Origin of the sequence: Rhizobium sp. 2MFCol3.1 (assembly GCF_000377565.1) — a bacterium.
GTDB lineage: Bacteria > Pseudomonadota > Alphaproteobacteria > Rhizobiales > Rhizobiaceae > Rhizobium.
The window spans coordinates 63,314-89,496 of sequence record NZ_KB898355.1; the positions used below are offsets into that span (position 1 = coordinate 63,314).

Here is a 26,183-nt window from a genome sequence, read left to right on the forward strand (position 1 = left end):
ACTGAGCCCGTTCCGTCCCTGAGGATCGTCCTATGAATGCCTTGTCGGAGACCAACCGACTATTGCTGGTGGTCTGCATCGTGTTCCTGGCAGTCGGGCTGTTCCAGGGCGGGATTGGACCTGTGCTGCAGGATCTGGCGCGCCAGACGGGCTCAAGCACCGTCGCCGCAAGCAGTCTGATGACGGTGGTGTCCCTGACATCGCTGTCATCGCAGACAATCACGGCACTTGTCTTGAAGCACACCGGCCACCGGCCGATCATGCTCGTCGGTATGGTCTTCTTCCTCTGCGGGATCAGCGGGATCGCACTCTCGACGTCCCTGACCTGGCTGTTGATCGCGGCCACATGCAAGGGGATTGGCGATGGTGCTCTGCTGCTCCTGGGCAATGTGCTGGCGGCCGAGTCCTCGAAGGGGGCAGGTCCGCTCAATCTGGTCAATGCGATGTTTGGTGTCGGAGCAATTATCGCGCCGGCGGTGATGAGCGTCGCAGTGATAACCGCGGGCTCGGGCATTCCCGGACTGTGGCTGGTTCCCCTGACCATGGCGAGCGCGCTGGCGCTTCTGCTGGTCTGGCGGCCGAAGCTATCGATACCATCGGCGGACTCGGAAGCGATCGCCGAGGTGGTCCATTCGGCGGGGCATTCGCCGATACTGAAGACCCGGCTCATCTGGTTGATCTCGGCGCTGTTGCTGCTGGAGTCGTCCATCGAAGCCAGCCTTGGCGTCTGGCTGCCAATGCTCCTCAACCGATCGGCTGGACTCTCTCTCACGGCAGCCTCGATGGTCCTGTCATGGTTCTGGTTTCTGCTGACAGCATCCCGCTTTGTTGCGGCGTGGGCAAGCCGGAAGTATTCGGCTTTCGCGATCCTGGTTTTCGTCGTCACCCTCTCGACGATCGGGTGCTCGCTTCTCCTGACAGCGACAGTGACCGGAAGCGCGATGGTCGCGATCGCAGCCGTCACCTTTCTCGGACCTGGTCTTGGGCCGGTCTTGCCATCGGCTCTCTCGATCCTGCGAAACGCCTACCCGCGAAATACGGGGGCAGCGACCGGTATCGCGTTCGGATCGGGCAGCTTCGGTGCAGGCCTGATGCCGCCGCTTGTCGGTGTCCTCACGTCAGCAGCCGGTTTCGCCGGCGGAACAGGGGCGCTCACCGCCGCCGCCTTTTCAATGGGGCTGGTCCTGTTTGCGATCACCGCGACCGGACGTCGAGAACGAAACCGATCGCCGCGCTACCCGGTTGATCAACAAGTTTGTCCTGCAGGGTCCGAGTGAGGAGGCATCTCAGGACCCGGCGGTGAACAGCAATGCAACATCAAGTCAACAGGAGGAAACCCATGCTTACAGTCGATGCTCTTGCATCCATGATCGACCATTCGATCATCGATCCCAACCATACCGAAGCGGACATGATCGCCGGTATCGAAAGCGCGATCGAATACCGCGCGGGCAGGTTCACGACCCAGCCGTTTCGCGTGAAGGCCGCTAAAAAGCGGCTCGACGGCAAGGGCATCGCCCTTCAGACCTATGTCGGCTTCCCGCATGGCAACGACTACACGGCGACGAAAGTGCTTCAGGCGCAGCAGGCGCTGGATGACGGCGTCGATGAGCTCGACATGGTCATCAATATCTCGGCGTTTCTGTCTGGCGATGTCGGCTATGTCGAGGATGATATTAGGGCGATCGTGAGCCTGGCCAAGCCCTATAAGGTCACGGTCAAAGGCATCATCGAATGCTTCTACCTGACGCGCGAACAGCGGATCGCCGCAGCCCGCATCGTCGAGGCCGCCGGCGCGGATTTCGTGAAGACCTCAACGGGCCAGCGCGCCGATATGCAGGCATCGATTGCCGAGGATGTCCGCGAGATGCGATCTGTCCTCAAGCCCGAGACGATCATCAAGGCGTCCGGTGGCTGCTTCAACCTCGATGCGATCCTTCTCTACTACCGGAATGGCGCGCGTCGCTTCGGTGCGTCGGAAACGGCCAATATCCTCAACGACTTCAGGGCTCGCACCAAGGCCGGGCTCACCATCGACTGATGACGAGAACTGGAGAATCCCATGTTTCGATATAGCTGGTCACAGGCTCTGTTTACCGACGAGACGCTGGAAGACAGCCTCGAGCGTTTGAGCCGATACGGATATGACGGGGTGGAACTCCCCGTCATGTCGATGCTGCCATCCGAGGTCAAAAGCCGCCTCAGCCATCACGGGCTGACCTGCACATCGGTGAACGGCCGCTTCGTTGGCCGGGATCGGGACCTTTCAAGTTCGGACGAAGCCGTGAGATCGGCCGCCGTATCGTATGTCCGGTCCTGCCTGCAGCTTGCCTCGCACATCGGCGCGCCGGTTGCGATCATCGTGCCGACGCGTATCGGCAAGCTCAGCCCCGACACCTCCCTGGAACGGGAGTGGGCCAATGTCGTCAAAAGTCTCGAAGAAATTGGCCGCATCGGGCAGGGGCTTGGCGTGACCGCCGTCATCGAATGCGTCAATCGGGCCGAGACCTATCTCGCGAACCGTCTGGAGACTGCTCATCGCCTTGTCAAGGATACCGGGTCCGCGAATGTCGCGCTGATGGCCGACAGTTTCCATATGAACATCGAGGAGACTGACGTTCACGCCGCGCTCCGCTCGGTTGCTGGATACCTCAAGCATGTCCACCTTGCCGACAACAACCGGACGGCGCCCGGCATGGGCCACCTGGACCTCGGACGTTTCCTGGAAACGCTGTTCAGCATTGGTTATCGCGGCGCTATTGCCATGGAGTGCGATGTGCAGGCGCTGGATCGCTACAGGCGTAATGCCTTCACCACCGATCCCAAGGTTTTCGATCAATACGCCGAAACGGCGATCTCCAACCTGAAACGCATGGAAGCCGGCCTAAAGACCAAAGTCGCCGTATAAAGGAGGAATTACTATGACCACAGAAAATCGCACGGCGATCGTCACCGGGGCCGCTCAGGGCATCGGTCACGGTATAGCAGAGCGTCTCGCGCAGGATGGCCTCGCGGTCACTCTCGCGGACCTTCCGGGAAATCAGGCCGCACTCGAAAAAGCTGCGGCTGAAATCACCGCAGCAGGCGGCAAATGCGGTATCGCCGCCGCCGACGTCAGTTCGGCCACCGATGTGGACCGGCTGGTTGAAGAGCACGTCGCCGCCTTCGGCGGGATTGACGTGATGGTCGCAAACGCCGGGATTGCGGTCACGGCGTTGTTTGAAGACACCACGGTCGAGATCATCGATCGCACGATGGCGATCAACGTCCGCGGCGTCTTCAACTGCTACAAGGCTGCCGCCACCAGGATGATCAAGCAGGGGCGGGGCGGCCGATTGATTGCCGCCGGCTCCGTCAGCGCCCATAAGGGCGGCGAGTGGCAATGCGCCTATGTGGCGTCGAAATTTGCCGTTCGCGGCTTCAACCAGACCGTCGCTCTCGAATTGGCCAAGCACGGCATCACCGCCAACATCTACAGCCCTGGCGTCATCAAGACGCCGATGTGGGACTCGATCGACGAGATCGTGACCACCAAGGAAGGCAAACCGCGGGGGAGCCAGTGGGACAAGATGCTGCCGAACATTCCGCTCGGTCGCACCGGAACACCGCAGGATGTCGCCAGGGTCGTCTCGTTCCTTGCGTCCGAAAACGCAGCCTATGTCACCGGACAATCGATCGTCGTCGACGGCGGCATCTACATGGTCTGATGCGGAAAACGTCCGGGCGATCGAAGTCCGGATTCCATTCTTATCGGGAGGTTATCATGAATGAGAGCAAGTCGGCGGTAGCCCGCACGGCGGTTGTAACGGGGTCGGCGCAGGGGATCGGCCGCAGCATCGCGATGCGTCTGGCCAAAGACGGTCTATCGGTCACCTTGGCGGACCTGCCGTCGAACCAGGAAAAGCTCAATGCCGTTCGCGCGGAAATCGAGAGCGCTGGCGGCAAGGCCCGCACATCGACGGTGGACGTTACCAAGGCGGAAGACGTCAGCCGGATGGTTGCCGAGCATGTTGCCGATTTCGGCGGTATCGACGTGATGGTCGCCAACGCCGGCATCGCCATCACCGCGCATTTCGTCGATACGACGGCTGACGACGTCGACCGGTCGATGGCCGTCAATGTGCGCGGGGTCTTCAATTGCTACAAGGCGGCCTCGGAGCACATGATCAAGCAGGGGCGCGGCGGCCGGCTGATTGCGGCGGGCTCCGTCAGCGCGCACAGGGGCGGCGAGTGGCAATGCGCCTATGTTGCCTCGAAGTTCGCGGTCCGCGGCTTCAACCAGACCGTCGCGCTCGAGCTCGCCAAATACGGCATCACGGCAAATCTATACAGCCCCGGAGCGACGCAGACCGATATGTATGCCTCGATCGACGCGGTCGTTACGACGAGCGAGGGAACACCTGCCGGTAGCGAGATGGCGAAGGTTGGCGCCAAGATACCTATGGGGCGGTTCGCGCAGCCTGAGGACATCGCAAAGGTCGTGTCGTTCCTCGCTTCCAGTGATTCCGGCTATGTGACCGGGCAGTCGATCGTCGCGGACGGTGGGCAATTCTTCGTCTGATCCCCTGGCAGGATGTTGTCCGCTCCAGGCACGCGATGGCTGGAGCGGGGTTGGCCTGTCTGCGAGCATATCCAATCTTCCGATATTAAAGTTCCTGAAAACAGCAATGAGTTTCCAACCAAGATTGACAGCCATATATTTTTTGTTTAGCGTTAAAAAAGACAAATACAGGCAGTTTTCGAGTGATGTCTGGGCTAAATCGTCTGAGAACGAGCAGCACCGATATCATTCGGGAAGGGGAGAGAGTGAGCCTTGTCGATGGCCCGCATCGTGCGGGACACCTTCGCGCTCGCGGTTTCACTCGAGTTCGTTTGCTAGGTCGAAGTCCGCGACATCGGGAGGTTGTTGGATGGAAAATACCAAGAGGAAAAAGCAGAACGAGGTGGGCGCAGCAATGCGTGGCGCCCGAGGTCTGTCGGCTGCCGCGGGCAGTTGGTTCGTTCGCTTTCTGGATTACAGTTGCGTCGTTGGGGACCTCACCGGCTTGCCGGGGTTGATGGTCCATTCGGAGGCGGCGCGCCCTCGACACCAGAGCCCAATCGACATCTGACACGTGACGATGCCGGTCGTAGGGCCGAGCATCAAAGCAGGCGCGTTCCTGCGGACGTGTGTCTCATAAAGCGCTTCATGCCGAAGGCGACGTAGCAATCGCCGATGGCGAAGCCGTGTCCAACTCTGCCGCGCTGCGGTTCAGAGAACGATCTCTTGCGCCCAAAAATCTGAGCGGAAGCAACAATGCCCTGAGACTTAGGGGCGCATCGATCACTAACCGGCCGTCGAGCGCGGCCACCCGGGAGGATGTAAATGCGAATGAGATATATTGCGGCGGTCGCCGCAGCGCTGACCTTGCCGATGCTTCACGGCAACACGGTGATGGCAGCCGACGACAACAGTGTCGAAGTCCTGCACTTCAATACGTCTGGCAGCGAAGCCGCTTCGTTCTACAAGTTCAAGGATGCGTTCGAAAAGTCCGGCGGCAAGTGGATCGACTCTCCGGTCGCCGGTGGTGGTGGCGACGCGCATGACACGACCCTTCGCGCTCGTGTTCTCGCCGGCGACGCCCCTGGCGCAGCGCTTCCCAAGTGCCCGGAAGCTGCTCGCTGGTACGAGCAGGGCTACATCGCCAACATCGATGACGTTGCCGCCAAGGGCAAATGGGACGAACGTCTCCCCGAGCTCCTCAAGAACTTCGCCAAGGTCGATGGGCACTATGTTTGCGTGCCGTATGATATCCATCGCCTGGACTGGCTCTGGGGCAATGCCGAGGTGCTGAAGTCGGCCGGCGTGGACAAAATGCCTGAAACCTGGGCCGAGTTCGACGACGCTGCCAAGAAGATCCAGGCTTCCGGCAAGATCGTTCTCGCACACGGTGGCCAGGAATGGCAGGACGGCACGACGTTCCAGACGGTCGCTCTGGCCATGGGCGGCGCTGATTACTTCCGCAAGCTCGCAAAGGGCGACCCTGCCGCGATCGATAGCAAGACGACGCGTGACATCTTTAACCGTATGAGGATCCTGTCCACCTACGTCGACCGTGGTGCTCCCGGCCGCGACTGGAACCTCGCTGCGGCGATGGTCACCAAGGGTGACGCAGCCTTCCAGATCATGGGCGACTGGGCAAAGGGCGAATTCCTGCAGGCTGGCAAGAAGATGGGCACCGACATCCTTTGCTCGCCGGTTCCGGGTGAGGTCGCCAACCGTCCCGGCATGGTGATGGTGTCGAACTCGATGGGCTTCTTCGTCAAGGAGAAGGGCAAGAACGACGCCTCGAGCGGGCAGAAACTTCTGGCATCGACGCTGCTGAACCCCGACGCGGAGATTGCCTACACGATGATCAAGGGCTCGGTTCCCTCGGTCAACGACGTGCCGCTCGACAAGTACGATAGCTGCGCCCAGCGTTCGGCCGCCGACATCAAGGCAAACAACGAAGCCGGCACGCTTGTCGGCGATATGTGGACGATGACCCAGGGCGTATCGCCCTCCATCGACGCCGCCATTCGCCAGGTCTCCTCGCAGCACTTCAGTTCGAAGACGATGACGTCGGACGAGGCTGTCCAAGCAATGCTCGACGCCGTCGAACTCGCGCAGTGATCATAATCGATGGCCGCGATCCACGGGTCGCGGCCAGTTTCATGTAGGGAGGTCGCAATGACCAGAAAAAAACTGGCGGCTCCGTGGCGGGAACATATCGCACCCGTCATCGCAATGTCGCCATCGCTCATCACGCTGAGCGTCTTCGTCTACGGCTTCATCGCCTGGACTGTTCTTGTCTCGCTTTCGGCGTCGAAAATGGTTCCCGACTTCACCTGGGTCGGGATCGAGAATTACTGGAAACTCTGGCGTTTCGGGCCATGGCGATTGGCCGTCGGGAACTTCATGGTGTTCAGCGTTCTCTATGTAGCGATCGGTCTGGCACTGGGACTATTCCTTGCAATTCTCATCGACCAGCGTATCCGCGCCGAGAGCCTTTGGCGCACGATCTTCCTCTATCCGATCGCTCTGTCCTTCGTCGTCACCGGTGTCGTCTGGCGGTGGATCATGAACCCGACGATCGGCGTCGAGCGGTTCATCCGCGATCTCGGCTTTCCGAGTTTCGAGTTCGCCTGGATCAGCGACGAGCGCTTCGTCGTCTACACGCTTGTTATCGCCGGCCTCTGGCAGGTCGCCGGCTTTGTGATGGTGCTTTTCTTGTCAGCGCTGCGTGGCGTCGACAGCGAGATCATCAAGGCCGCCAGCCTCGATGGCGCCCGTCCATGGCGTATCTATCTCTCGATCATCGTGCCATCCATCTGGCCCGTCTTCCTCTCCGCGGGCGCAATCCTTGTCGGAATGGCGCTCAAGACATTCGACCTCGTCATCGTCATGACGCAGCGCGGTCCGGGAAGCTCGTCGGAGTTCCCTGCGACCTTCATGTACGACATGGCCTTCCGCCGAAACCAGCTCGGCATTGGCTCCGCGTCGGCGGTGATGATCCTGCTCGCAGCGCTGATCATCGCCCTTCCTGCACTTTTGATTGGAGCGCCAGGCCGTGACCGCAACAAATGATTTCGCTCAGCCGACCATTCGGCCGCTGAAGAAGAAAGCCAAGGCGATGACGAGTTCGCAACCGAGGACAGTCGAGCGGACGAACCCTGTTGCCAGGGTGGTTCTTTATGCTGTGCTTCTTTCGCTGGCGCTGTTCTTCCTCGCCCCTCTCGCGCTGATGCTCATTACCTCTCTCAGGCCAACAGAGGACTTCCGGGGACAGTCAATCATCAGCTGGCCGGGCGCCTGGTCGCTCTATGCGTGGACGAAGGCCTGGGGCGAAGCCTGCATCGGAACGCGCTGTGTGGGCCTCAAGGCCTATTACCTGAATTCCTTCATGATCGTGATACCGGCGGCGATATTCTCCACCGCGCTCGGTGCCATCAATGGCTTCACGCTGTCGAAGCTTCGCTTCCCGGGCAGCAACCTGCTGTTCATCCTGATCGTGTTCGGCGTCTTCATCCCATACCAGGCAATCCTGATTCCGGCCGCTCAGCTTCTCGGGAAGTTGGGTCTCTTGAACACGATCTGGGGTCTGATCCTTGTCCAGTCGGTCTACGGCATCCCGATCTGCACGCTGTTCTTCCGCAACTACTACGCCTCGATTCCGGATGAGCTGATCAAGGCGGCCAAGATCGACGGGGCAGGGTACTGGACGATTTTCTTCAGCATCATCCTGCCGCTGTCGCCGCCGATCATCGCGGTAACCCTCATCTGGCAGTTCACCGCGATCTGGAACGACTTCCTGTTCGGCGTGACGTTCTCTTCGGGCGCAAGCCAGCCCGTGATCGTCGCTCTGAACAACCTCGTCAACACCACCTTCGGCGTCAAGGAATACAACGTCGACATGGCTGGCACCATTATTACCGCGCTTCCGACACTCGTGATCTGCGTACTTGCGGGCAAGTACTTCGTCCGCGGGCTCACTGTCGGCTCCGTGAAAGGATGAAGTAAATGGGTTCTCTTTCAATCGTAGACGTCACCCGCCGTTACGGGGCGTTCCTCGCGCTCGACAGTGTCAGCGTCGAGGCCGGCCAGGGCGAGTTCCTCACGCTTCTCGGACCATCGGGCTGTGGGAAGTCGACCTTGCTCGGCATCATCGCCGGACTCGATTATCCGACGTCAGGGGAAATCAGGATCGACGGAACCGATGTCAGCGGCACGCTGGCACGCGACCGCGACATCGCGATGATCTTCCAGTCCTATGCGCTCTATCCGACGATGACCGTCCGCAAGAACATCGAGTTCGGTTTGAAAATTCGTGGCGTGGGGGCAGCGGAGCGCGCGAAGGCAATCCAGAACGTCGCGACCATGCTGCGCATCGATCATCTGCTCGATCGCAAGCCGTGGCAGCTCTCCGGCGGCCAGCGCCAGCGCGTCGCCATGGGGCGCGCACTCGTGCGCAACCCCAAGCTCTTTCTCTTCGACGAGCCGCTCTCCAACCTCGATGCCCAGCTCCGTACCGAGATGCGCATCGAGATCAAGCGCCTCCACCAGAAGCTAGGCGCCACCATTGTTTACGTCACGCATGACCAGGTCGAGGCGATGACGATGTCGACGAAGATCGTCGTCATGAACGGCGGCAAGATCGTTCAGATTGGAACGCCGAATGATATCTACAATTCGCCGGCGGATCTCTTTGTCGCCCGGTTCGTGGGATCGCCTGCGATGAACCTGCTCGAAGGCACGGTGGAAACCCACGGCAGTGCGCAGGTTCTCAAGGTGTCGCCAAAACTGTCGATTCCGCTGCCGAACGGATTCGCCGTCAGCGGTCAGGCCGTGACTTTGGGTATCCGCCCTGAGAACATCACGATCGGCGAGGCACTGGACGAAAACTGCCTGGTTCTCGACGCGCGCGTTGATCTAGTGGAGCCAACGGGTGCCGACACACTTGTCATCTTCGACGTGGCGGGCAAGGAAGTGACCGCTCGCACGGCGCCGACGACCAAGATCAACGCCGGCCAGACGTTGAAGTTCGGCTTCTCGCAGGCCAACTTCCATCTGTTCGACACCAAGTCTGGAAGGCGTCTCGATAAGAAGGGGGCGACCGGAAATACCCCTCCGTCGCTCGCGGCACGCACCGCGGCTCAGGCGATCTGATCTGCGAACCGCTTCTGTCGGCTGCTGTCTGGGCAGCCGACGCTCGATACCGTATGGCTCGGCGTCGTTTTGGGTCAGGCAGTAGATCTTACTCGACGTTTGTAGTCGGCCACTTAGGCATCAAGTAATGTGTTCGCAGGTTCAGAAGCCTTCAATGCACGAATTTACAAGTCTCCGTGCCATCAGGCCCCCCGCAACCAATATTCTTTCTTTCCCCAAAACAAACAATAAAAATCTACCGCCCTACCTTCGGACGCCGGCGGCGAGCAATTCCATCAGGAAGGTAAGCAGCGAGAGCATGAGGGCGACGATGGCGCTGCCGAAGAATCGGACGAGGTTCAGTGGGCGGATGCGGATGGCCAACGCGCCGGATAGCAGATTGAGGATCGCGCAGCAGGTGCAGATGTGGGCCGTGCAGCATCTGTTTCGTCTCCTCGCTGTCCAACTCGCCGGCGTCCAGCCTTTCCACGAAATCCTCGTGACTCTCCGAGACGAAGCGGCTGCTCATGTAATCGAGGCTTGTCGGGGCTGACGCGCACCGATCGGCATCAGGCCGCGTTTGGCATTTTCGCCCTTGCCCCTTGCGCTCCACATCATCAACCGGCGCATGTTCAGCTCTGCGCTCAAACGAGGCTTCGCGCGGCTCTCGCGAACGTTCTGGCTATCCAGCAAGCTAAACTTTTTCCGGACCTCGCGCGCGCCGTCGCACGCGGCGTTCTCGGCGTCTTCGCAGCCGGACTGTTCGACGACAAAACTCCACTTCAAGAAACGAGCGACTGGGCGATTGACATTTGTCGGATTGTAATTGACACTTGTAAAAATCGCTCCAATGGAGAGGGCGCGATGATCCGTCGATTCACCTGACCGGTGGTCGATGCTGGGAGGAATTGACGTGGAATATCTTCTTGATGTCGAGGGGCTGAAGAAGTCCTTCAATGGTGTTGCGGCTCTGCGCGATGGCCGGTTTCAGCTCAAGGCTGGGTCTGTGCATGCGCTGTGCGGCGGCAATGGCGCGGGAAAATCCACATTCCTCAAGATCTTGATGGGCATCCACAAGCGCGACGCCGGGTCCATTCGGCGACGTGGTGTGGACGTGGAGTTCTCCGGCCCGGCTGCGGCCCTGGCATCCGGTATTGCCATCATCGAGCAGGAGCTCAGCCCCGTTCCGCACATGACGGTCGCGGAAAACATCTACCTCGGGCGGGAACCCTCGGGTCGTTTCGGCGGCATCGATTTCAAGACGATGAACCAGAATGCGCAGCGGCTGCTGGAGCAACTCGAGTTCAACATCCGCCCGACGCAATTCATGATGAACCTGTCGGTCGCGCAGATCCAGCTGGTCGAGATCGCCAAGGCGCTGAGCCACGATGCTGAAGTGATATTCATGGACGAGCCGACCTCGGCGATCGGCGAGAAGGAAGCGCAGCAGCTTTTCAAGACCATCGAGCGATTGAAAGCCGCCGGCAAGGGTGTCGTTTACGTCTCCCACCGCCTGTCAGAGATTTTCCAGATCGCCGACGCCTACACGGTGTTCCGAGATGGCTTGTACATCGGTGCGGGCGACCTTGCGGATATCGATCGTCCTGAATTGATCCGCATGATCGTCGGCCGTGAACTCGGCGAAGAATACGTCAAGACCAACACGCCGACCGACGTCACCGGGCTTGAGGTCACGGGTTTGAGCGCGACGGGCAAGGTCGAGGATGTGTCCTTCTCCGTCAAGAAAGGCGAGATCTTCGGTATCTACGGGCTGATGGGCTCCGGCCGTTCTGAGATATTCAACTGCCTGTTCGGTCTCGACCGGATGGACAAGGGCGAGATCAAGCTTGATGGCAAGGCGATCACCGTCAGCAAGCCGGTCGACGCGATGGAGCACGGGCTTGCCTTTGTCACCGAGGATCGCAAGCTGACGGGCCTCAATCTCGTCGACAGCGTCAGGGGCAACATCGCGCTCGCCAGCCTGCCGGAATTCAGCCCTGGTTTCGTCATGCGTCGCGGCCAGGAGCAGGCTGCCAGCCAAAAGATGATCGAACGCTTCGGTATCAAGACCGCGCGCGACACCATGGCGGTGTCGGGGTTATCCGGCGGCAACCAGCAGAAGGTTGTTCTCGGCAAGTGGTTCCTGCGCAACCCGAAGGTGTTGTTGCTGGACGAGCCGACGCGCGGCGTCGATGTCGGCGCCAAGCGCGAAATCTATCGCATCATTTGCGAATTCGCGGCCGCGGGAGGCACGGTGGTGATGATTTCATCGGAGATAGACGAGGTGCTCGGCATGTCCGACCGCATCCTCGTCATGCGCAACGGTCGCTCGGCGGGCGTCTACCCGCGGTCCGAGACCGACGCGCAGGCGCTGGTGCATCTGTCGACGTGATCGGCGCACCGCGAATTTCTCAATACGGATCGGCATGGGAAGAGGTCAGAAACAGTGTCCCTTACAGATAACAAACCAACGACGGGCTGGTTCAACTCGGATCGCCGCAGGCTGCTCATTCAGGAATACGGCATCTTTCTCGCCTTCCTGCTTCTGTCCGTGATCCTGTCGTTTTCCAACGAGTATTTTCTCACGGCCGGCAATATCTCGAACGTGCTGTTGCAGACGTCGATCAACGGTGTTCTCGCGATCGGCATGACTTTCGTCATCCTGACGCGCGGCATCGATCTGTCTGTCGGGTCGGTCGTGGCGCTCGCAGGCATCGTCAGCGCCAGCTTTGTCACGACATCGGCGACGGCAGGCATTGCCGGCGCGCCATATCCTGCGGCTGTTGCGTTGCTGGTCGGTATCGCAGTGGGCCTTGCCTGTGGCGCCATCGTCGGCTTCATCGTTTCCCGCTTCGCCGTTCCCGCCTTCGTCGCCACGCTCGGCATGCTGTCGGCGGCACGCGGCATGACCCTCATCTACGGCGGTGGAAAGCCCGTGCCGGCGCTGATCCCGGAGTTCCGCTGGATTGGCACCGGAAACATCCTCGGCGTGCCGATGCCGGTGGTCATCCTTGCCGTCGTCTTCATCGTGTCTTGGTGGGTTCTGACGCGCACGCGCTTTGGCCGCTACATCTATGCCGTTGGCGGTAACCCGCATGCTGCAATCACCTCGGGCATCAACGTCACCCGCATCCGTTTCGCCGTCTACGGTATCTCGGGCTCGCTAGCAGGTCTCGCCGGCATGATACTCTCTGCCCGCACGGGGTCGGCGCTGCCGCAGGCCGGCATCGCCTACGAACTCGATGCCATTGCAGCCGTCGTCATCGGCGGCACCAGCCTCTCGGGCGGTGTCGGTCGGGTGACGGGAACGCTGATCGGCGCGCTCATCATCGGTGTCATGAACAACGGCCTCGATCTGATGGGTATCCAATCCTACTACCAGCAGGTGCTCAAGGGCGCGCTCATCGTCGGCGCCGTCATGCTGGACCAGAAGCGAAATCAAGGTCTCTGACCTGATAATTCGGATCGTATCCGCGATCCGTTGGCAAACCGCGCGTCATAACGGCGACCGGACATCTCTATGGAGGAGAAACAGATGAAGAAGTTGATGCTCGCACTTATCGCCAGTGCGGCGATCCTGACTGCGCCTGCCATGGCCCAGGAAAAGAAGCTGAAGATCGGCGCCACGACATACGGCCTGAATGCCGAGTTTATGCAGATCTGGTCTGCCGCGCTGAAGCAGCACCCGGCAGTGAAGAGCGGTCAGGTCGAACTGACGGTGTTCGATGGCCGCTATGACGCGCTGGTCCAGCAGGAACAGTTCAACACCATGATCACGCAGAAGTTCGACGCGATCATCTTCGTGCCGATGGATATCGAAGCCGGTGCTGCTGCCGTTCAGGCCGCTCATGATGCCGGCATCCCTGTTGTCGGCTCCAACGCCCGCGTCAACTCCGACCTCTTGACCTCCTATGTCGGCTCGAACGACGTGGAAGCCGGCGAACTCGAAGCCAAGGCTGTTCTCGACAAGATGGGTTGCAAGGGCAACCTCGTCATCCTAGAAGGCCCGATCGGACAGTCCGGCCAGATCCAGCGCCTTGAAGGCAATGAAAAGGCGCTCAAGGCGTGCCCCGACGTCAAGGTTCTCGAAAAGCAGACGGCCAATTGGTCGCGCGCCGAAGCCCAGACGTTGATGGAAAACTGGCTGACGTCGCATCCGGGCCAGATCAACGGCGTTATCGGCCAGAACGACGAAATGGCGCTAGGCGCCATCGAGGCGATCAAGGCTGCGAACCTGAAGGTTGAAGACTTCGCAATCGCCGGCGTCGACGGCGTCACCGATGCCATCAATGCCGTCAAGCGCGGCGAAATGGCCTCGATCCTGCAGGATGCCAACGCACAGGCACAAGGCGCGCTCGACGTCGCCATCAAGGCCGCGAACAAGGACGCAAAGCCGGAATCGGCGATCTGGACCCAGTATCCGGAAATGAAGTGGGAAGATGGCGCCTCCAAGGACTACCTCGTTCCCTGGACGCCGGTCACCAAGGAAAACGCCGACAAGCTGCTCGAATCCCGCAAGTAACGAACGCAAAGCCGGGGCGGCATCATGCCGCCCTAGCATCCACATCGCAAGGGCTTGAAGAGATGACAGACACTGCTCCCCAGATTGACCTCAATTTCCCCCTGACAGGCAAGATCGCCGTCGTGACTGGCGCCGCATCCGGGATCGGTTCGGCGATCTCCGACGCGCTGACGGCAAAAGGCGCCACGGTGGCCGTGCTCGATATCAATGCCGATATCGCCGCTGCCAAGGCGACCGCGCTCGGTGGTGGTGCCAAATCCTTCGTCTGTGACGTCTCCCAGCCGGACTCGGTCAATCGCGCCATATCGGACGTCGTCGCCGCGTTCGGCCGCATCGACATTGCGGTCAACAGCGCCGGCGTGGTCTTCCTGGCGCCCGCCGAAGACCTGTCGCTCGATTACTGGGACAAGACGATCAACATCAATCTCAAGGGCAGCTTTCTCGTCACCCAGGCTGTCGGCCGCGCCATGATCGCTGCAGGAAACGGCGGCAAGATCATCAACCTCGCGTCGCAGGCAGGCACGGTCGCGATCGAGGAGCACGTCGCCTACTGTGCCTCGAAATTCGGCGTTGTCGGCATGTCGAAGACCTTCGCCGCCGAATGGGGCAAGTATGGGATTACCGTCAACACCATCTCGCCGACCGTGGTTCTGACCGAACTCGGCAAGAAGGCCTGGGCCGGTGAAAAGGGAGAGGCCGCCAAGAAGCGCATTCCCACCGGCCGCTTCGCCTATCCCGAAGAGATCGCTGCCGCCGCCGTCTTCCTGGTTTCGGACGGCGCGAACATGATCAACGGCGCCGATCTTCTGATCGATGGCGGCTACACAATTCTCTGAGCCGAAGCGCCAGGACATTTTCAAGGAGACTTCATGCAACGGTTCGTCAACAATCCCGATCTCGTCGTCGAGGATACAGTCAAGGGTTTCATCAAGGCCCATTCCGATATCGTGCGGCTTGCCGAAAATCCGCGCGTCGTTGTCGCCAAGAACGCTCCGGTGAGCGGCAAGGTCGGCGTGATCACCGGCGGTGGCTCCGGCCACGAGCCCGGCTTCATGGGCTACACCGGCAAGAACATGCTGGATGCCGTTGCCGTCGGCGAATTGTTCTCTTCCCCGACCGCCAAGAGCTTCCATGATGCCATTCGCGCGGCTGACGGCGGGGCAGGCGTGGTCTGCCTCTACGGCAATTATGCCGGCGACAATATGAACGTGAAGATGGCGACGAAGCTCGCCGCCAAGGACGGTATCGAGGTCGCGACCGTCGTTGCCAATGACGACGTCTGCTCGGCGCCGCTGTCGGAGCGCGAAAAGCGCCGCGGCGTTGCCGGCGAAATCTTCATGTGGAAGATCGGCAGCGCCAAGGCGACGCAGGGCGGCAGTCTCGAAGAGGTGCGAGCCGCCGCGCAAAAGGCGATCGACAACTGCCGCTCGATCGGTGTCGGCCTCGGCCCGTGCACTTTGCCGGCCGTCGGTCATCCGAACTTCCAGATCGAGCCGGGTACGATGGAGGTCGGTATCGGCCATCACGGTGAGCCTGGTGTACGCGTCGAGCCGCTCAAGCCGGCGGCGGACGTCGCCAAGGATATGTGCAAGATCGTTCTTGATGATCATAACCTTCCCGCCGGCACGGAGGTTGCGGTCCTTGTCTCGGGGCTGGGCGCCACACCGCTCAACGAACTTTATATCCTGAACGACACCATCGAGAGCGAGATCACCGGCCGGGGCCTCGTCGTCTACAAGACTTATGTCGGCAACTATTTCACATCGCTTGAAATGGTCGGCGCGACGTTGACGGTTTTTGCGCTCGATGCCGAGACCAAGCCGCTTCTCGACCTCGAAACGTCCTGCACAATCTTGCTCTGAGGAACGCTGACATGCAAACTTTCAAGAACGCCTCGGCGGGTGCGATCGTCCTTTCGCTGGCGGAACGCATCATCGAAAATCGGGCCTATCTCAGCGAGATCGACGGCAAGATCGGCGATGGCGACCACGGGGTCAATATGGCCAAGGGCTTTGGCATGGCGGCGGAGCGGCTGAAGGGGCAGGACCCCTCGCTCAGTGGTGCCTTTGAAACGCTCGGCACGCTGCTGATGACGGAGATCGGCGGCTCGATGGGTCCGCTTTATGGGGTGATGTTCACCGAATTTGGTGAGACGCTCGAAGGCAAGGATGCCGTCGATGCCAGGCTGTTCAGCCAGATGCTGCATGCCGGTCTGGATGGCATTCAGTCGATCGGGTCGGCCAAGGTCGGCGACAAGACGCTGATCGATGCCTTCGTCCCGGCAGTGAATGCCTTCGACGAGGCCACAGCGTCTGGAAAGTCCTTCGCGGACGCGCTCGCTGCCTTGGCTGACGCTGCCGAAAAGGGACGCGATTCGACAATCGACCTGGTCGCGAAAATTGGCCGCGCCAGCCGTCTCGGTGAGCGGTCGCTCGGCATTCTCGACGCCGGCGCCACCTCCTGCGCTCTCATTCTGAAGGAGATTTCCGTGGGCGTCTCTTCTCGCCTGGAAAACGCTTGATATCGCAGTCTGTCTCCCAAGACAGCGCGGCCCGTCCCTTGGCGGCGGGTCGCGCGCCGCGCGGTTGCAAACGGGCCGCATTGGCGGCATCTTCCCGGCAATTGTAAGCGGGAGTTCATTCCAGAGTGGCAACGGTTAAGACACAGCAGGCGAGAAAAGCCGGCGGAGGCAAGAGCGATCTCGCACAGGCACCGGATGCGATGCCACTGCGCTATGGCGACGACCCCTATGTCTGGGCGTGCTGGCTCTACTACGAGGACGGACTGACGCAGGGCGAGATCGCCGACGTCATGGGCATATCCCGCGCAACCGTGAACAGCTACCTCGCCGAAGCGCGTGAGCGCGGCATCGTCAACATCGCGATCGAGCCGGCCCGCCTTGCTTCACTGACCGTGGCGCAGGCACTCAAACGGCATTTTGGCCTGACGGACTGTCTTGTCGTTCCGAGCGAGGATACCGCCAGACCGTTGATCGACAGAATCGGTGTCGCAGGCGGTCAGGCGTTGCACCGGCTGGTCAAGTCGGGCGATACGATCGCCGTGTCGTGGGGGCGTACGGTGCTGGCGATAAGCGAGCACGCGGAGGTTCCCGGGTTGCAGGACGTGACGGTCGTGCAGGCGACCGGGGGCACGCGCGCGAGCTTTGCCTATACACCGGAGCTCTGTGCGACGGCGCTCGCCAAGGCCATCAACGGCAAGCTGATCAATATTTCCGCGCCCGCCATTGTCTCCGCCCCCGGAGTGCGCGATGCGTTCCTCCAGGAGCCTCTGATCGAGAGCCAGTTCGACGCGCTTGCCGCCGCCAACAAGGCACTTTTTGGTATTTCTTCGCTGCGTCCCAATTCCACTATCCACACCAGCGGCTTTTTCGAGTCCGTTCCGCTGCAGGATTATCTTGCCAAGGGCGCCGTCGGCGTGGTGGCTGGCCGTTTTATCGACGTGCACGGACGCGCTGTGGCAGGGCCGCTCGACGATCGAACGATCGGCATTTCCCTTGAGATGCTCAAGAACATCGATTTGCGTATCGCCGCCGCAGGTGGCTTCGACAAGGTGCCGGCCATCCTCGCGGCTTTGCGCGGCGGCTATGTCAACGTGCTGATCACGGACGCCGCGACCGGCCGTGGCATTCTCAACGCCGATGGGGTGACCGATATCGATCAGCGGTCATCGCAGCGTCTGCGTCCCGAAAGTCAAACTCCGTTGCCATCCGCTGCGCGAATGCGCGTGAAGAAGTTTCTGAACGATCCGGACAAGATCGTCGAGGAGATGCTGGATGGCGTGGTGCGTGCGCATCGCAAATATCTGTCGCCGATCGACAAATCCAATCGCGCCCTGATCGCGCGGGACGGGCCAAGGCCCGGAAAGGTCGGTCTGGTCATCGGCGGCGGATCCGGACACGAGCCGGGCTTTCTGGGTTATGTCGGCAAGGGGCTTGCCGATGCCGTTGCGGTCGGGAACATCTTCTCGTCGCCCCCTCCCATCCCCATCCTCCATTGCGCGAAGGCAGCATCGGGTGGCGAGGGCGTTCTTTTCGTTTACGGCAACTATGCCGGCGACGTGATGAACTTCGAAATGGCCGCGGAGATGGCCGAGACGGCGGGTATTCCAATCCGAACGGTTCTGACCACTGACGACATCACCTCTTCGCCGATCGAGGACCGCGATGGTCGCCGCGGCGTGGCCGGCAATTTCTTCACCTTTAAGATCGCCGGTGCGGCCTGCGATCGCGGTCTGTCGCTCGATCTTTGCGAAGCCGTGACGCGCAAGGCGAACATGCGGACCTTTACGGTCGGCGTGGCGCTCGAGGCGTGTTCGATGCCGCAGACCCAGCGCCCCAACTTCGAGATCGGAGCGGAGGATATCGAGTTCGGCATGGGCATCCATGGCGAACCGGGCGTCATTCGCGAGAAGATGATCAGCGCCGACGAGATCGTCGACAAGGTGATGGACCGGATTTTCGCCGAGATGAAGGCGGTCGAAAGCAGCCGTGTCGCTGTCCTCGTCAATTCGTTCGGGGCAACACCGATGATGGAGCTCTACGTTCTGTTCCGTCGCGTAGAGCAGCGCTTGAGCGCCAAGGGCATCGCCATCGAGGCAAACTGGATCGGTCATTACTGTACGTCGCTCGACATGGTCGGGGCGTCGATCTCCATCATGGAGCTTGATGAGGAACTGACGGGGCTGCTGCATCATCCATGCGACACCGCAGTCTTGAAGATAACGTAAGAAGCAGAATGCGCCCGGCTCGCCGCCGGGAGAATTCTGACGATGGGAGGGGAAACGATGGCAGAGAACGACGCGCGCAAACTGAACCGGATGTTCAACCGGATATCCAGCCTGATTGCCACGGAAAAGGATTACCTGACCGAGCTTGACGGTGCGATTGGCGACGCCGACCATGGCATTACCATGCTGCTCGGCTTTGGTGCCGTTTCCAGTGAACTGGCGCGATCCGATCTTGACGACATGCCGCCATCGGCCGTGATGACAATCGCCGCCTCTGTATTCCTCAATGCCGTCGGGGCCTCGACTGGCCCCTTGTACGCGACCGCCTTCTTGCGTGCTGCAAAGGCCTTGGAAGCGCGCCAGTCTCTGGATGTTGCTGGCCAGGTCGCCATGTTGCAGGCGATGGCGCTCGGAATACAAGAGCGAGGCAAGGGTCAACGTGGCGACAAGACCATGCTCGACACCTGGATGCCCGCAGCAGAAGCGGGCGGCGCTGCACTGGAGCGCGCGAGCGGGCCTGCGGAACTGTGGCGCGAAGTGGTCGCGGCAGGCGAGGGAGGTGCTGAGGCCACACGTTCGATGGTCGCGGTACGCGGACGTGCCGCCAGACTGGGCGAACGTTCACTCGGCCATGTCGATCCCGGAGCGGCTTCGGCGGTTCTCATTTTGAAGGCCATGGCGGAAGTTTTCGCGGATTGAGCTTTGTCAGATGACAGCCTGCAGCAGTGCTGCCCGGTTCTGGGCCGCACACCTTAAGCGCATGTCCGTTTAAGTCGGTTCCGGAACCCTTGTGTCGGTGTCCGCCCACCGAGCGATCAATCAACCGATCACCACATTATCGAGCTGCCGCAGGTCGGCTAGAACCTCAAGTTGGTAGTCATCTTCTTGATCCGAATTGGCCATCGCTCGTTTTAGAGATTTGGCCAGCTGTCGCTTGACTCTATCGTTGATACGTATCAATAATGAATTGTTACGTATCAATTATGGAATTTAGAGTGGCTGGTCGCAGAATAACGCAGAAAGAAGTGGCAGAGCGAGCAGGCGTAGCGCAGGCGACGGTGTCGCTTGTCTTGAACGGCGGCAGAGACAAGGTTGCGCCGGAAACGGCTGATCGCATCGAGGCTGTCATTGCCGAACTCGGCTATCAGCCCAACCGGTTTGCACAGGCGTTGCGCACCAGCCGATCGCATGTGATTGCCTGTGTCGTTCCGGATTTGACGAACCCATTTTATCCCTCGCTTGTCGTTGCCGTTCAGAAGGTTGTGCGCAATGCCGGCTATGAGGTGATCACGATCGATACCGAAGGCGAGCTCGCGAACGAGCGGCAGGTGGTCGCCGCTGCCTTGCAGGGGCGCTATGACGGTGTGGTTGGTGTCTTCTTCAACTTGTCCGCCCGTGATCTTGCGCCGCTTGGCAAGAACGGCGTCCCGGTCGTGCGTATCGAGGTGCGGCGCAAATCCGGTGGTTCGCTTCCGATAGATGATCTGTTTATCGACAACCAGGCGGCCGCGCGTGCTGTCACGGCCCATCTTCTCGGTCTCGGCCACCGCGCCATTGCCATGGTCGCCGCCCGTGGTGGTCCGCAAAGCGTTCGTCTCCAAGGATATCTCGATGCGATGGCCGCGAGCGGCGCTGAGCCGATCGTTCTGGAGGCCACGCATTTCACCGTGGAGGCAGGCAGCGAAATGGCGGATCGCATCGTGGCGAGTGATCAGCGGGTCACGGCCATCATTGCCGCCAACGACCTGATGGCAATTGGTGTCATCAAGAGCCTGCTTCGAAACGGGTTGTCGGTGCCGCACGATATTTCAGTCGCGGGCTTCGACGACATCATGGCCTCGGCGCTTGTCACTCCAGGGCTGACAACGGTTGCGCAGTTCCAGGATCGCCTCGGCGCGCGCGCTGCCGAAAAACTTCTGTCGCGCCTGATTTCCCGCGAAACCGAGCCGGCTCAGCCTGAGGAAATGCCGTTCGAGCTCGTCATCCGTGCATCGGTCGCTCCGCCGCCAGACGTACAGAATTAATCCATCGAACAAGGGAGGAATGAACATGACCAAGATGAAGACGAAATTGCTTGCCGCTGCCGCCATCGTCATCGGCGCCGCTCAGATCGCCGCCGCCCAGGATCACGTGACCTGGTGGTACGAGCAGGCAACCCCCGATCAGCAGAAGCTGATCAAGGAAAATATCGTTGAGCCTTTCGATAAGGCCAATCCGGATCAGAGCCTGAAGATCGACTACCGCGGCACCGAGCTCGACAAGCAGCTGCGCGTGGCCATGCTCTCGGGCAACGGCCCCGATGTCGTCTACACGGCTGGCCCGAGCTACGTCGCGCCGATGGCCCAGTCGGGCCAGCTCATGCCGCTCGACGATTATGCCGCCAAGTACAAGTGGCAGGATCGTATCCTGCCGGTCTTCCTGAAAATGGGCGAGTATAACGGCAAGCTCTATGCGCTGCCGAAGACTTACGAAACCGTCGGTCTCTTCTACAACAAGACCTTGTTTGAAAAGCACGGTTGGCAGGCGCCCAAAACGCTCGACGAGATGGAAACGCTCGCCGACGCGATGTTGAAAGAAGGCATCACGCCTTTCGCCGCCGGCAATGCCGATTGGCGCGGCGCCAATGAATGGTTCGTGACACTGGCGCTCAACTCCGTTGCCGGCCCCGACAATCTCAACAAGGCGCTGCGTGGCGAAATGCCCTGGACGGCCGAGCCTTTCGTCAAGTCGATCGATCGCCTGAACTCCTGGTGGCAGAAGGGCTATTTCGGCAAGAACTACTTCTCGCTGACCAGCAGCGAGCAGGCGGCTGACGCGATGGCCTCCGGAAAAGCCGGCATGATGCCGACCGGCACATGGCAGTTCCAGAACGTTGCGACCTACGGCAAGAAAGCCGGATCCGAGGCCGGCTTCGTCGGCTTCCCGAGTGCGTCCGGCGATCCGATCTTCCCGCTCGGGATCGGCTCGACCTTCTCGATCGCGACCAAAGCGAAGAACCCCGAAGGTGCGGCCACGGTAATAAACTACGTCTTCTCGCCTGAAGTCTACGGCACGATGAACTCCGCCTGGCAGGGCGAGTGGAATATCCCGCTCAAGGATATATCGAGCGTCAAGATGGCGAGCGAGGTGACGCCACTCTTTACCGAGACGATGAAGAACCTCTCCGCCTCCGTTGCCGACGGGAAATACGGCTACACCACCTGGACCTTCCTGCCGCCAGCGACCGACAGCTACATCATCAATGGCATCGAGGAAGTCTGGCTGAAGAAAATCTCGCCAACGGACTATCTGACCAAGCTCGACGAGTCCTTCCAGAAGGAATCCAAGGACGGAAAGGCGCCTGCCGTCCCGGCTCGCTGATCAGGACTTTGTGAGGCGCGCTCATGCGCGCGCCTCCCGCTCGCCTTCCACCGATTGCCGGTGGCGGGCAGGCCGGATCATGCCCGAAAAGGTAATATACATGCACAGACTCTATGTTCTGCCGACCCTCATCATAAACATCGTGATCATCGCCATTCCGGCGCTGCTGACGGTGGCGCTTGCCTTCTTCGAATGGGACGGCATCAGCACGCCTGTCTTCGTCGGGTTGGACAATTTCGCGGCGCTGTGGGACGACAGCGTGTTCTGGACGGCGCTCACCAACAACATCATCTGGACGATCATCTTCCTGACGGTGCCGATCGGCATGGGGCTCCTGGCTGCCACGATGCTTTTGGTTGCGCGTCGTGGCTCCAACACCTTCCAGGTGATCTACTTCCTCCCTGTCATCATAGCCACGGCCATTACCGGCCGTGTCTGGCAGGGCATGATCTATTCGCCGGTGACGGGCGTTACGGGCCTTCTCCAGCGGTTGGGTATCGAAATTGCCAACCCGCTGACAGAGACATCCAGCGCGCTTTACGGCATTGCCGTCGTCGATCTGTGGCACTGGTGGGGCTTCCTGTGCGTCATCTTCTTTGCCGCGCTTCGCCAGGTGCCGGCCGAGCAGATCGAAGCAGCCCGCATCGAGGGCGCGACCTTCTTCCAGATGATCCGCTACGTGCTGCTTCCGGGCATCATGCCGACCATCACGCTGATGATGATCATGACCGTCATCTGGTCGTTCCTCGTCTTCGACTTCGTCTACATCCTCACCCAGGGCGGCCCCGCCTATTCATCCGAAGTGCTGTCGACGCTGGCCTATCGTTCGGCCTTCTACGATCTCGCCGTCGGCAAGGCGGCCGCCGTTTCCGTCGTCATCAGCCTCTTCGGGCTGGCTGCCACAGTCCTCTATATCCGCGCGCAAGCATCGGAGTTCGAACAATGAACATGACCGAGAGCCGCATCACGCTGACCCTCGTCTATGCGACGCTATCGCTGCTGCTGATCATCACGCTATTTCCGATCGTGCTGATGGTACTGAATTCGCTGAAGGCGTCCGCCGAGATCGTGCAAAATCCGCTCTCCTGGCCATCGGAATTGCGCTGGGACAACTTTACCCGCGCATGGTCGGATGCCAATTTCGGGCGCACGCTCCTCAACTCGGCGGTGCTGACCGGCATGACGATCATCCTCGTCTGCTCCACGGGTTCGCTGACGGCGTATGTTCTCGCCCGCCGCAAGATCAAGACATGGAAGATCCTCACCTTCTATCTCCTGGCAAGCACCACGGCGCCGATCCAGCTCTTCCTCTTCCCGCTCTACTTCGGCTTTGCCCGCTTCGGGCTGATCAACAATCCGATTGCCGTGTCCTTTATCTACACGGCGGTCTACTCGCCCTTCGCCATCATGCTTCTGCGCACCTATTTTCTTGCCGTGCCCAAGGAGCTCGAGGAAGCCGCTTTGATCGACGGGGCGACGCATTGGCAGGTGTTCCGCCGTGTCTTCCTGCCCATTGTCTCGCCCGGCATCCTCACGGTCGCGCTGATCATCGGGCTTTACTCGTGGAACGAGTTCCTGATCGCAACGACCTTCCTGCAGGATCAGGACAGGCTGACGGCCGTCGTTTCCTTCTTCCTGCTGTCCGGCCAGTACTCGTCCGACTGGGGCGAGATCATGGCGGCGGCCCTCATCATCATTCTACCCATCGTAATTCTCTTCATCCTGCTGCAGCGCCATTTCATCGAAGGAATGGCCGGCGGTTCGGTGAAGGGCTGACAAGGAGCTTCTGATGTCCATACCTGCAGACTACAACAACCGCGTCTACGCCGGCGTCCTCGGCAAGCTGATCGGCGTCTATCTCGGCCGCCCGTTCGAAAACTGGCGCTACAAGGATATTCTCCAGAAGCTCGGACCGATCACCTACTACGTCCACGAACGGCTGGGCGATCCGCTTGTCGTCACCGACGACGACGTCGGCGGCACCTTCGCCTTCCCGCGCGCGCTCGACGACTACGGCATCTCGCCCGACCTTTCCGCCGAGGATATCGGCAAGGCCTGGCTCAACTACATCATCGAGGAACGCTCGATCCTCTGGTGGGGCGGAGCCGGCAATTCGACCGAACACACGGCTTGGCTCAACCTGAAGCGCGGTATTCCCGCACCCGCCTCCGGCTCGATCGAGACCAACGGCGCAACGGTTGCCGAGCAGATCGGCGCTCAGATTTTCATCGACGGTTGGGCGCTCGTTTCTCCAGGCAATCCGGCGCAGGCCGCAAAGCTCGCGCGTGCGGCGGGTTCCGTCAGCCACGACGGTGAAGCGGTCCACGCCGCGGTGCTTTGGGCTGCGGTGGAAGCGGAAGCCTTCGTCAGCAAGGATGTCAATCATCTGCTGGACACCGGCCTGTCCTATATTCCGAAGGATAGCCTGATCGCCAAGCTGGTCGCCGATATCCGCCACTGGACATCCGGCAACGAGGATTGGGAGGAAACCCGCCAGCGGATCGAAGACAACTACGGCTACGACAAATATCCGGGCAACTGCCATGTCGTTCCAAACCATGCGTTGATGATCATGGCGCTGCTGCATGCGCCGCATGATTTCCAGCGTGGCCAGATGATCGTCAACACCTCCGGCTGGGATACCGATTGCAACGCCGGCAATCTCGGTTGCCTGCATGGCATCATGCTTGGGCTCGAGGGGCTGGACGCCGGCCCGGATTGGCGCGGCCCGGTTGCCGACCGGCTCTACATGTCGACGGCCGACGGTGGCCGCTCGATCGCCGATGCCGTCGATGTCGCTCTCTGGCTTGCCAATCTCGGTCGCAAGCTTGCCGGCGAGGCCGCCGAACCGGCGCCCAAGGACGGTGCCAAGTTCCACTTCTCGCTACCGGGTTCCGTTCAAGGCTTCCGTCCGCAAGCGGCCGATACCGCGCTCGCCGATCTCAAGGTGAGCGGCACGGGCAACGGTCTGGCGATCGATTTTTCCGCGCTTGCCGCGGGCCGCGAGGCGGCAACCACCACACCTGTGTTTACGCCGGCCGAAGTGACGAAGATGCGCACCTATGATCTGATGGCCAGCCCGCGCATTCATGCCGGCCAGGTGCTGAAGGCGCGTGTCAGTGCCGATGCAAGCAACAAGGGGATCGTTGAAGCTAAGCTGCGCATCCGTCATTATGACGGCACTGACAACCTTGTCACCATCGACATGCCGAATGGCGAGTTGCTGGCAGCCGGCGCATCCGCCTCGCTCTCGTGGACAGTGCCGGAGACCGGCTACCAGCCGATCGCCGAGGTTGGCCTAGTGCTGACGACGGCCGATGGCAGGGCGAACGGTCGTGTCGTCATCGACAGCCTGACCTGGGACGGCTGCCCGTCAGTGACCTTCCGCCGGCCCGAGGGTGCCGGCGATTTCTGGCGCCGTGCCTGGGTCAGCAATGTGCACTTCTTCTCCAAGCACTTCCCGCAGGATTTCCGCATCAGCCAGAACCGCGGCGACGGCATGATCATGCAGGGCACGCGGGACTGGACGGATTACGCGATCGAGGCGGATTTGATGCTGCACCTCGGTGATCACGGCGGCCTGGTGTTTCGCTCGCAGGGTCAGCGCCGGTATTATGCCGCGCTTGTCACTCGTGCCGGTGAATTGCAGATCGTCAGGTGCAAGGATGAGGATCGCAAGGTTCTTGCCTCCGTCGCGCTCAACGTCGAGTTCGAGAAGACTTTCACCCTGAAGGTCTCGGCCAAGGGCGGGCATTTTGAGGCGCGCGTTGGCGATGTCCGTGTCGAAGCCGAGGATGCGGCTTTCGCAGGTGGGTCGGCCGGCCTCATCATCCATGAAGGCGCATTGTCGGCCACGCGCATCGCAATCGGCGCAGCCTAAGGAGTGACAGG

24 protein-coding genes are annotated in these 26,183 nt (G+C 60.7%); 23 read left to right on the top strand and 1 reads right to left on the bottom strand.

Annotated features, from left to right (window positions below):
• Window positions 1–32: 32 nt before the first annotated feature.
• The 10 genes from D460_RS0106245 to ugpC all read left to right on the top strand — a co-directional run bounded on the left by D460_RS0106245 (window position 33) and on the right by ugpC (window position 9,685).
• On the top strand, window positions 33–1,277 hold the full coding sequence (locus D460_RS0106245) for an MFS transporter (RefSeq protein WP_018897663.1): 1,245 nt from the start codon (window positions 33–35) through the stop codon (window positions 1,275–1,277).
• Window positions 1,278–1,339: 62 nt separating this feature from the next.
• The gene (gene deoC / locus D460_RS0106250; protein ID WP_018897664.1) at window positions 1,340–2,041 is read left to right on the top strand and encodes a deoxyribose-phosphate aldolase; all 702 of its coding nucleotides are present in this window, start codon (window positions 1,340–1,342) and stop codon (window positions 2,039–2,041) included.
• Window positions 2,042–2,062: 21 nt separating this feature from the next.
• Window positions 2,063–2,908 carry a sugar phosphate isomerase/epimerase family protein gene (locus D460_RS0106255; protein ID WP_018897665.1) on the top strand — a complete coding sequence of 282 codons (846 nt, stop codon included), beginning with the start codon at window positions 2,063–2,065 and terminating at the stop codon, window positions 2,906–2,908.
• 13 nt (window positions 2,909–2,921) lie between these two features.
• On the top strand, window positions 2,922–3,707 hold the full coding sequence (locus D460_RS0106260) for an SDR family oxidoreductase (RefSeq protein ID WP_018897666.1): 786 nt from the start codon (window positions 2,922–2,924) through the stop codon (window positions 3,705–3,707).
• 56 nt (window positions 3,708–3,763) lie between these two features.
• Window positions 3,764–4,561 carry an SDR family oxidoreductase gene (locus tag D460_RS0106265; RefSeq protein WP_018897667.1) on the top strand — a complete coding sequence of 266 codons (798 nt, stop codon included), beginning with the start codon at window positions 3,764–3,766 and terminating at the stop codon, window positions 4,559–4,561.
• A 349-nt stretch (window positions 4,562–4,910) separates the two neighbouring features.
• Entirely contained in the window at window positions 4,911–5,111 is a 201-nt protein-coding gene (locus tag D460_RS0106270; RefSeq protein ID WP_018897668.1) for a hypothetical protein, read from the top strand.
• Window positions 5,112–5,371: 260 nt separating this feature from the next.
• Window positions 5,372–6,652, top strand: a complete 1,281-nt coding sequence (locus D460_RS0106275; RefSeq protein ID WP_018897669.1) for an ABC transporter substrate-binding protein — start codon at window positions 5,372–5,374, stop codon at window positions 6,650–6,652.
• Window positions 6,653–6,709: 57 nt separating this feature from the next.
• Window positions 6,710–7,606 (top strand): sugar ABC transporter permease, encoded by an 897-nt coding sequence (locus D460_RS0106280; protein ID WP_018897670.1) that lies wholly within the window; start codon window positions 6,710–6,712, stop codon window positions 7,604–7,606.
• Window positions 7,590–8,534 (top strand): carbohydrate ABC transporter permease, encoded by a 945-nt coding sequence (locus tag D460_RS0106285; RefSeq protein WP_018897671.1) that lies wholly within the window; start codon window positions 7,590–7,592, stop codon window positions 8,532–8,534. The genes D460_RS0106280 and D460_RS0106285 overlap by 17 nt, the downstream gene beginning before the upstream one ends.
• A gap of 5 nt (window positions 8,535–8,539) precedes the next feature.
• On the top strand, window positions 8,540–9,685 hold the full coding sequence (ugpC, locus tag D460_RS0106290) for a sn-glycerol-3-phosphate ABC transporter ATP-binding protein UgpC (protein WP_018897672.1): 1,146 nt from the start codon (window positions 8,540–8,542) through the stop codon (window positions 9,683–9,685).
• Window positions 9,686–10,189: 504 nt separating this feature from the next.
• On the opposite strand, the gene D460_RS35860 is transcribed toward ugpC, so the two are convergent.
• Window positions 10,190–10,450: a hypothetical protein gene (locus D460_RS35860; protein WP_155947691.1), complete on the bottom strand. Its 261-nt coding sequence runs from the start codon at window positions 10,448–10,450 to the stop codon at window positions 10,190–10,192.
• A 127-nt stretch (window positions 10,451–10,577) separates the two neighbouring features.
• On the opposite strand from D460_RS35860, the gene D460_RS0106310 reads away from it, so the two are divergent.
• The 13 genes from D460_RS0106310 (at window position 10,578) to D460_RS0106380 (ending at window position 26,172) form a co-directional block, all read left to right on the top strand.
• Entirely contained in the window at window positions 10,578–12,056 is a 1,479-nt protein-coding gene (locus D460_RS0106310) for a sugar ABC transporter ATP-binding protein (RefSeq protein WP_018897676.1), read from the top strand.
• Between the two features lie 54 nt (window positions 12,057–12,110).
• Window positions 12,111–13,115 carry a sugar ABC transporter permease gene (locus D460_RS0106315; RefSeq protein WP_018897677.1) on the top strand — a complete coding sequence of 335 codons (1,005 nt, stop codon included), beginning with the start codon at window positions 12,111–12,113 and terminating at the stop codon, window positions 13,113–13,115.
• Window positions 13,116–13,199: 84 nt separating this feature from the next.
• Window positions 13,200–14,186 carry a substrate-binding domain-containing protein gene (locus tag D460_RS0106320; protein ID WP_018897678.1) on the top strand — a complete coding sequence of 329 codons (987 nt, stop codon included), beginning with the start codon at window positions 13,200–13,202 and terminating at the stop codon, window positions 14,184–14,186.
• Between the two features lie 62 nt (window positions 14,187–14,248).
• The gene (locus D460_RS0106325) at window positions 14,249–15,022 is read left to right on the top strand and encodes an SDR family oxidoreductase (RefSeq protein WP_018897679.1); all 774 of its coding nucleotides are present in this window, start codon (window positions 14,249–14,251) and stop codon (window positions 15,020–15,022) included.
• Window positions 15,023–15,055: 33 nt separating this feature from the next.
• On the top strand, window positions 15,056–16,048 hold the full coding sequence (locus tag D460_RS0106330; RefSeq protein WP_018897680.1) for a dihydroxyacetone kinase subunit DhaK: 993 nt from the start codon (window positions 15,056–15,058) through the stop codon (window positions 16,046–16,048).
• 11 nt (window positions 16,049–16,059) lie between these two features.
• Window positions 16,060–16,707 (top strand): dihydroxyacetone kinase subunit DhaL, encoded by a 648-nt coding sequence (dhaL, locus tag D460_RS0106335; protein WP_018897681.1) that lies wholly within the window; start codon window positions 16,060–16,062, stop codon window positions 16,705–16,707.
• A 200-nt stretch (window positions 16,708–16,907) separates the two neighbouring features.
• Window positions 16,908–18,932, top strand: coding sequence for a bifunctional sugar-binding transcriptional regulator/dihydroxyacetone kinase subunit DhaK (locus D460_RS34965; RefSeq protein WP_018897682.1), 2,025 nt, complete (start codon window positions 16,908–16,910; stop codon window positions 18,930–18,932).
• Between the two features lie 57 nt (window positions 18,933–18,989).
• Window positions 18,990–19,631: a dihydroxyacetone kinase subunit DhaL gene (gene dhaL / locus D460_RS0106350; RefSeq protein ID WP_018897683.1), complete on the top strand. Its 642-nt coding sequence runs from the start codon at window positions 18,990–18,992 to the stop codon at window positions 19,629–19,631.
• Window positions 19,632–19,957: 326 nt separating this feature from the next.
• Window positions 19,958–20,956 carry a LacI family DNA-binding transcriptional regulator gene (locus D460_RS0106360; protein ID WP_245267716.1) on the top strand — a complete coding sequence of 333 codons (999 nt, stop codon included), beginning with the start codon at window positions 19,958–19,960 and terminating at the stop codon, window positions 20,954–20,956.
• Between the two features lie 25 nt (window positions 20,957–20,981).
• The gene (locus D460_RS0106365; protein ID WP_018897685.1) at window positions 20,982–22,292 is read left to right on the top strand and encodes an extracellular solute-binding protein; all 1,311 of its coding nucleotides are present in this window, start codon (window positions 20,982–20,984) and stop codon (window positions 22,290–22,292) included.
• 100 nt (window positions 22,293–22,392) lie between these two features.
• Window positions 22,393–23,238, top strand: a complete 846-nt coding sequence (locus D460_RS0106370; protein WP_018897686.1) for a sugar ABC transporter permease — start codon at window positions 22,393–22,395, stop codon at window positions 23,236–23,238.
• A complete protein-coding gene (locus D460_RS0106375) occupies window positions 23,235–24,068 on the top strand; it encodes a carbohydrate ABC transporter permease (RefSeq protein WP_018897687.1) in 834 nt (277 codons plus the stop codon). The genes D460_RS0106370 and D460_RS0106375 overlap by 4 nt, the downstream gene beginning before the upstream one ends.
• Before the next feature lie 13 nt (window positions 24,069–24,081).
• The gene (locus tag D460_RS0106380) at window positions 24,082–26,172 is read left to right on the top strand and encodes an ADP-ribosylglycohydrolase family protein (RefSeq protein WP_018897688.1); all 2,091 of its coding nucleotides are present in this window, start codon (window positions 24,082–24,084) and stop codon (window positions 26,170–26,172) included.
• The last annotated feature ends 11 nt before the right edge of the window (window positions 26,173–26,183 follow it).

What these genes read in the sequence shown, in the direction of transcription:
- D460_RS0106245 (WP_018897663.1), top strand. Translation starts at nt 33, where the DNA reads ATGAATGCCTTGTCGGAGACCAACCGACTATTGCTGGTGGTCTGCATC.
- deoC (WP_018897664.1), top strand. Translation starts at nt 1,340, where the DNA reads ATGCTTACAGTCGATGCTCTTGCATCCATGATCGACCATTCGATCATC.
- D460_RS0106255 (WP_018897665.1), top strand. Translation starts at nt 2,063, where the DNA reads ATGTTTCGATATAGCTGGTCACAGGCTCTGTTTACCGACGAGACGCTG.
- D460_RS0106260 (WP_018897666.1), top strand. Translation starts at nt 2,922, where the DNA reads ATGACCACAGAAAATCGCACGGCGATCGTCACCGGGGCCGCTCAGGGC.
- D460_RS0106265 (WP_018897667.1), top strand. Translation starts at nt 3,764, where the DNA reads ATGAATGAGAGCAAGTCGGCGGTAGCCCGCACGGCGGTTGTAACGGGG.
- D460_RS0106270 (WP_018897668.1), top strand. Translation starts at nt 4,911, where the DNA reads ATGGAAAATACCAAGAGGAAAAAGCAGAACGAGGTGGGCGCAGCAATG.
- D460_RS0106275 (WP_018897669.1), top strand. Translation starts at nt 5,372, where the DNA reads ATGAGATATATTGCGGCGGTCGCCGCAGCGCTGACCTTGCCGATGCTT.
- D460_RS0106280 (WP_018897670.1), top strand. Translation starts at nt 6,710, where the DNA reads ATGACCAGAAAAAAACTGGCGGCTCCGTGGCGGGAACATATCGCACCC.
- ugpC (WP_018897672.1), top strand. Translation starts at nt 8,540, where the DNA reads ATGGGTTCTCTTTCAATCGTAGACGTCACCCGCCGTTACGGGGCGTTC.
- D460_RS0106320 (WP_018897678.1), top strand. Translation starts at nt 13,200, where the DNA reads ATGAAGAAGTTGATGCTCGCACTTATCGCCAGTGCGGCGATCCTGACT.
- D460_RS0106325 (WP_018897679.1), top strand. Translation starts at nt 14,249, where the DNA reads ATGACAGACACTGCTCCCCAGATTGACCTCAATTTCCCCCTGACAGGC.
- D460_RS0106330 (WP_018897680.1), top strand. Translation starts at nt 15,056, where the DNA reads ATGCAACGGTTCGTCAACAATCCCGATCTCGTCGTCGAGGATACAGTC.
- dhaL (WP_018897681.1), top strand. Translation starts at nt 16,060, where the DNA reads ATGCAAACTTTCAAGAACGCCTCGGCGGGTGCGATCGTCCTTTCGCTG.
- D460_RS34965 (WP_018897682.1), top strand. Translation starts at nt 16,908, where the DNA reads ATGCCACTGCGCTATGGCGACGACCCCTATGTCTGGGCGTGCTGGCTC.
- dhaL (WP_018897683.1), top strand. Translation starts at nt 18,990, where the DNA reads ATGGCAGAGAACGACGCGCGCAAACTGAACCGGATGTTCAACCGGATA.
- D460_RS0106365 (WP_018897685.1), top strand. Translation starts at nt 20,982, where the DNA reads ATGACCAAGATGAAGACGAAATTGCTTGCCGCTGCCGCCATCGTCATC.
- D460_RS0106370 (WP_018897686.1), top strand. Translation starts at nt 22,393, where the DNA reads ATGCACAGACTCTATGTTCTGCCGACCCTCATCATAAACATCGTGATC.
- D460_RS0106375 (WP_018897687.1), top strand. Translation starts at nt 23,235, where the DNA reads ATGAACATGACCGAGAGCCGCATCACGCTGACCCTCGTCTATGCGACG.
- D460_RS0106380 (WP_018897688.1), top strand. Translation starts at nt 24,082, where the DNA reads ATGTCCATACCTGCAGACTACAACAACCGCGTCTACGCCGGCGTCCTC.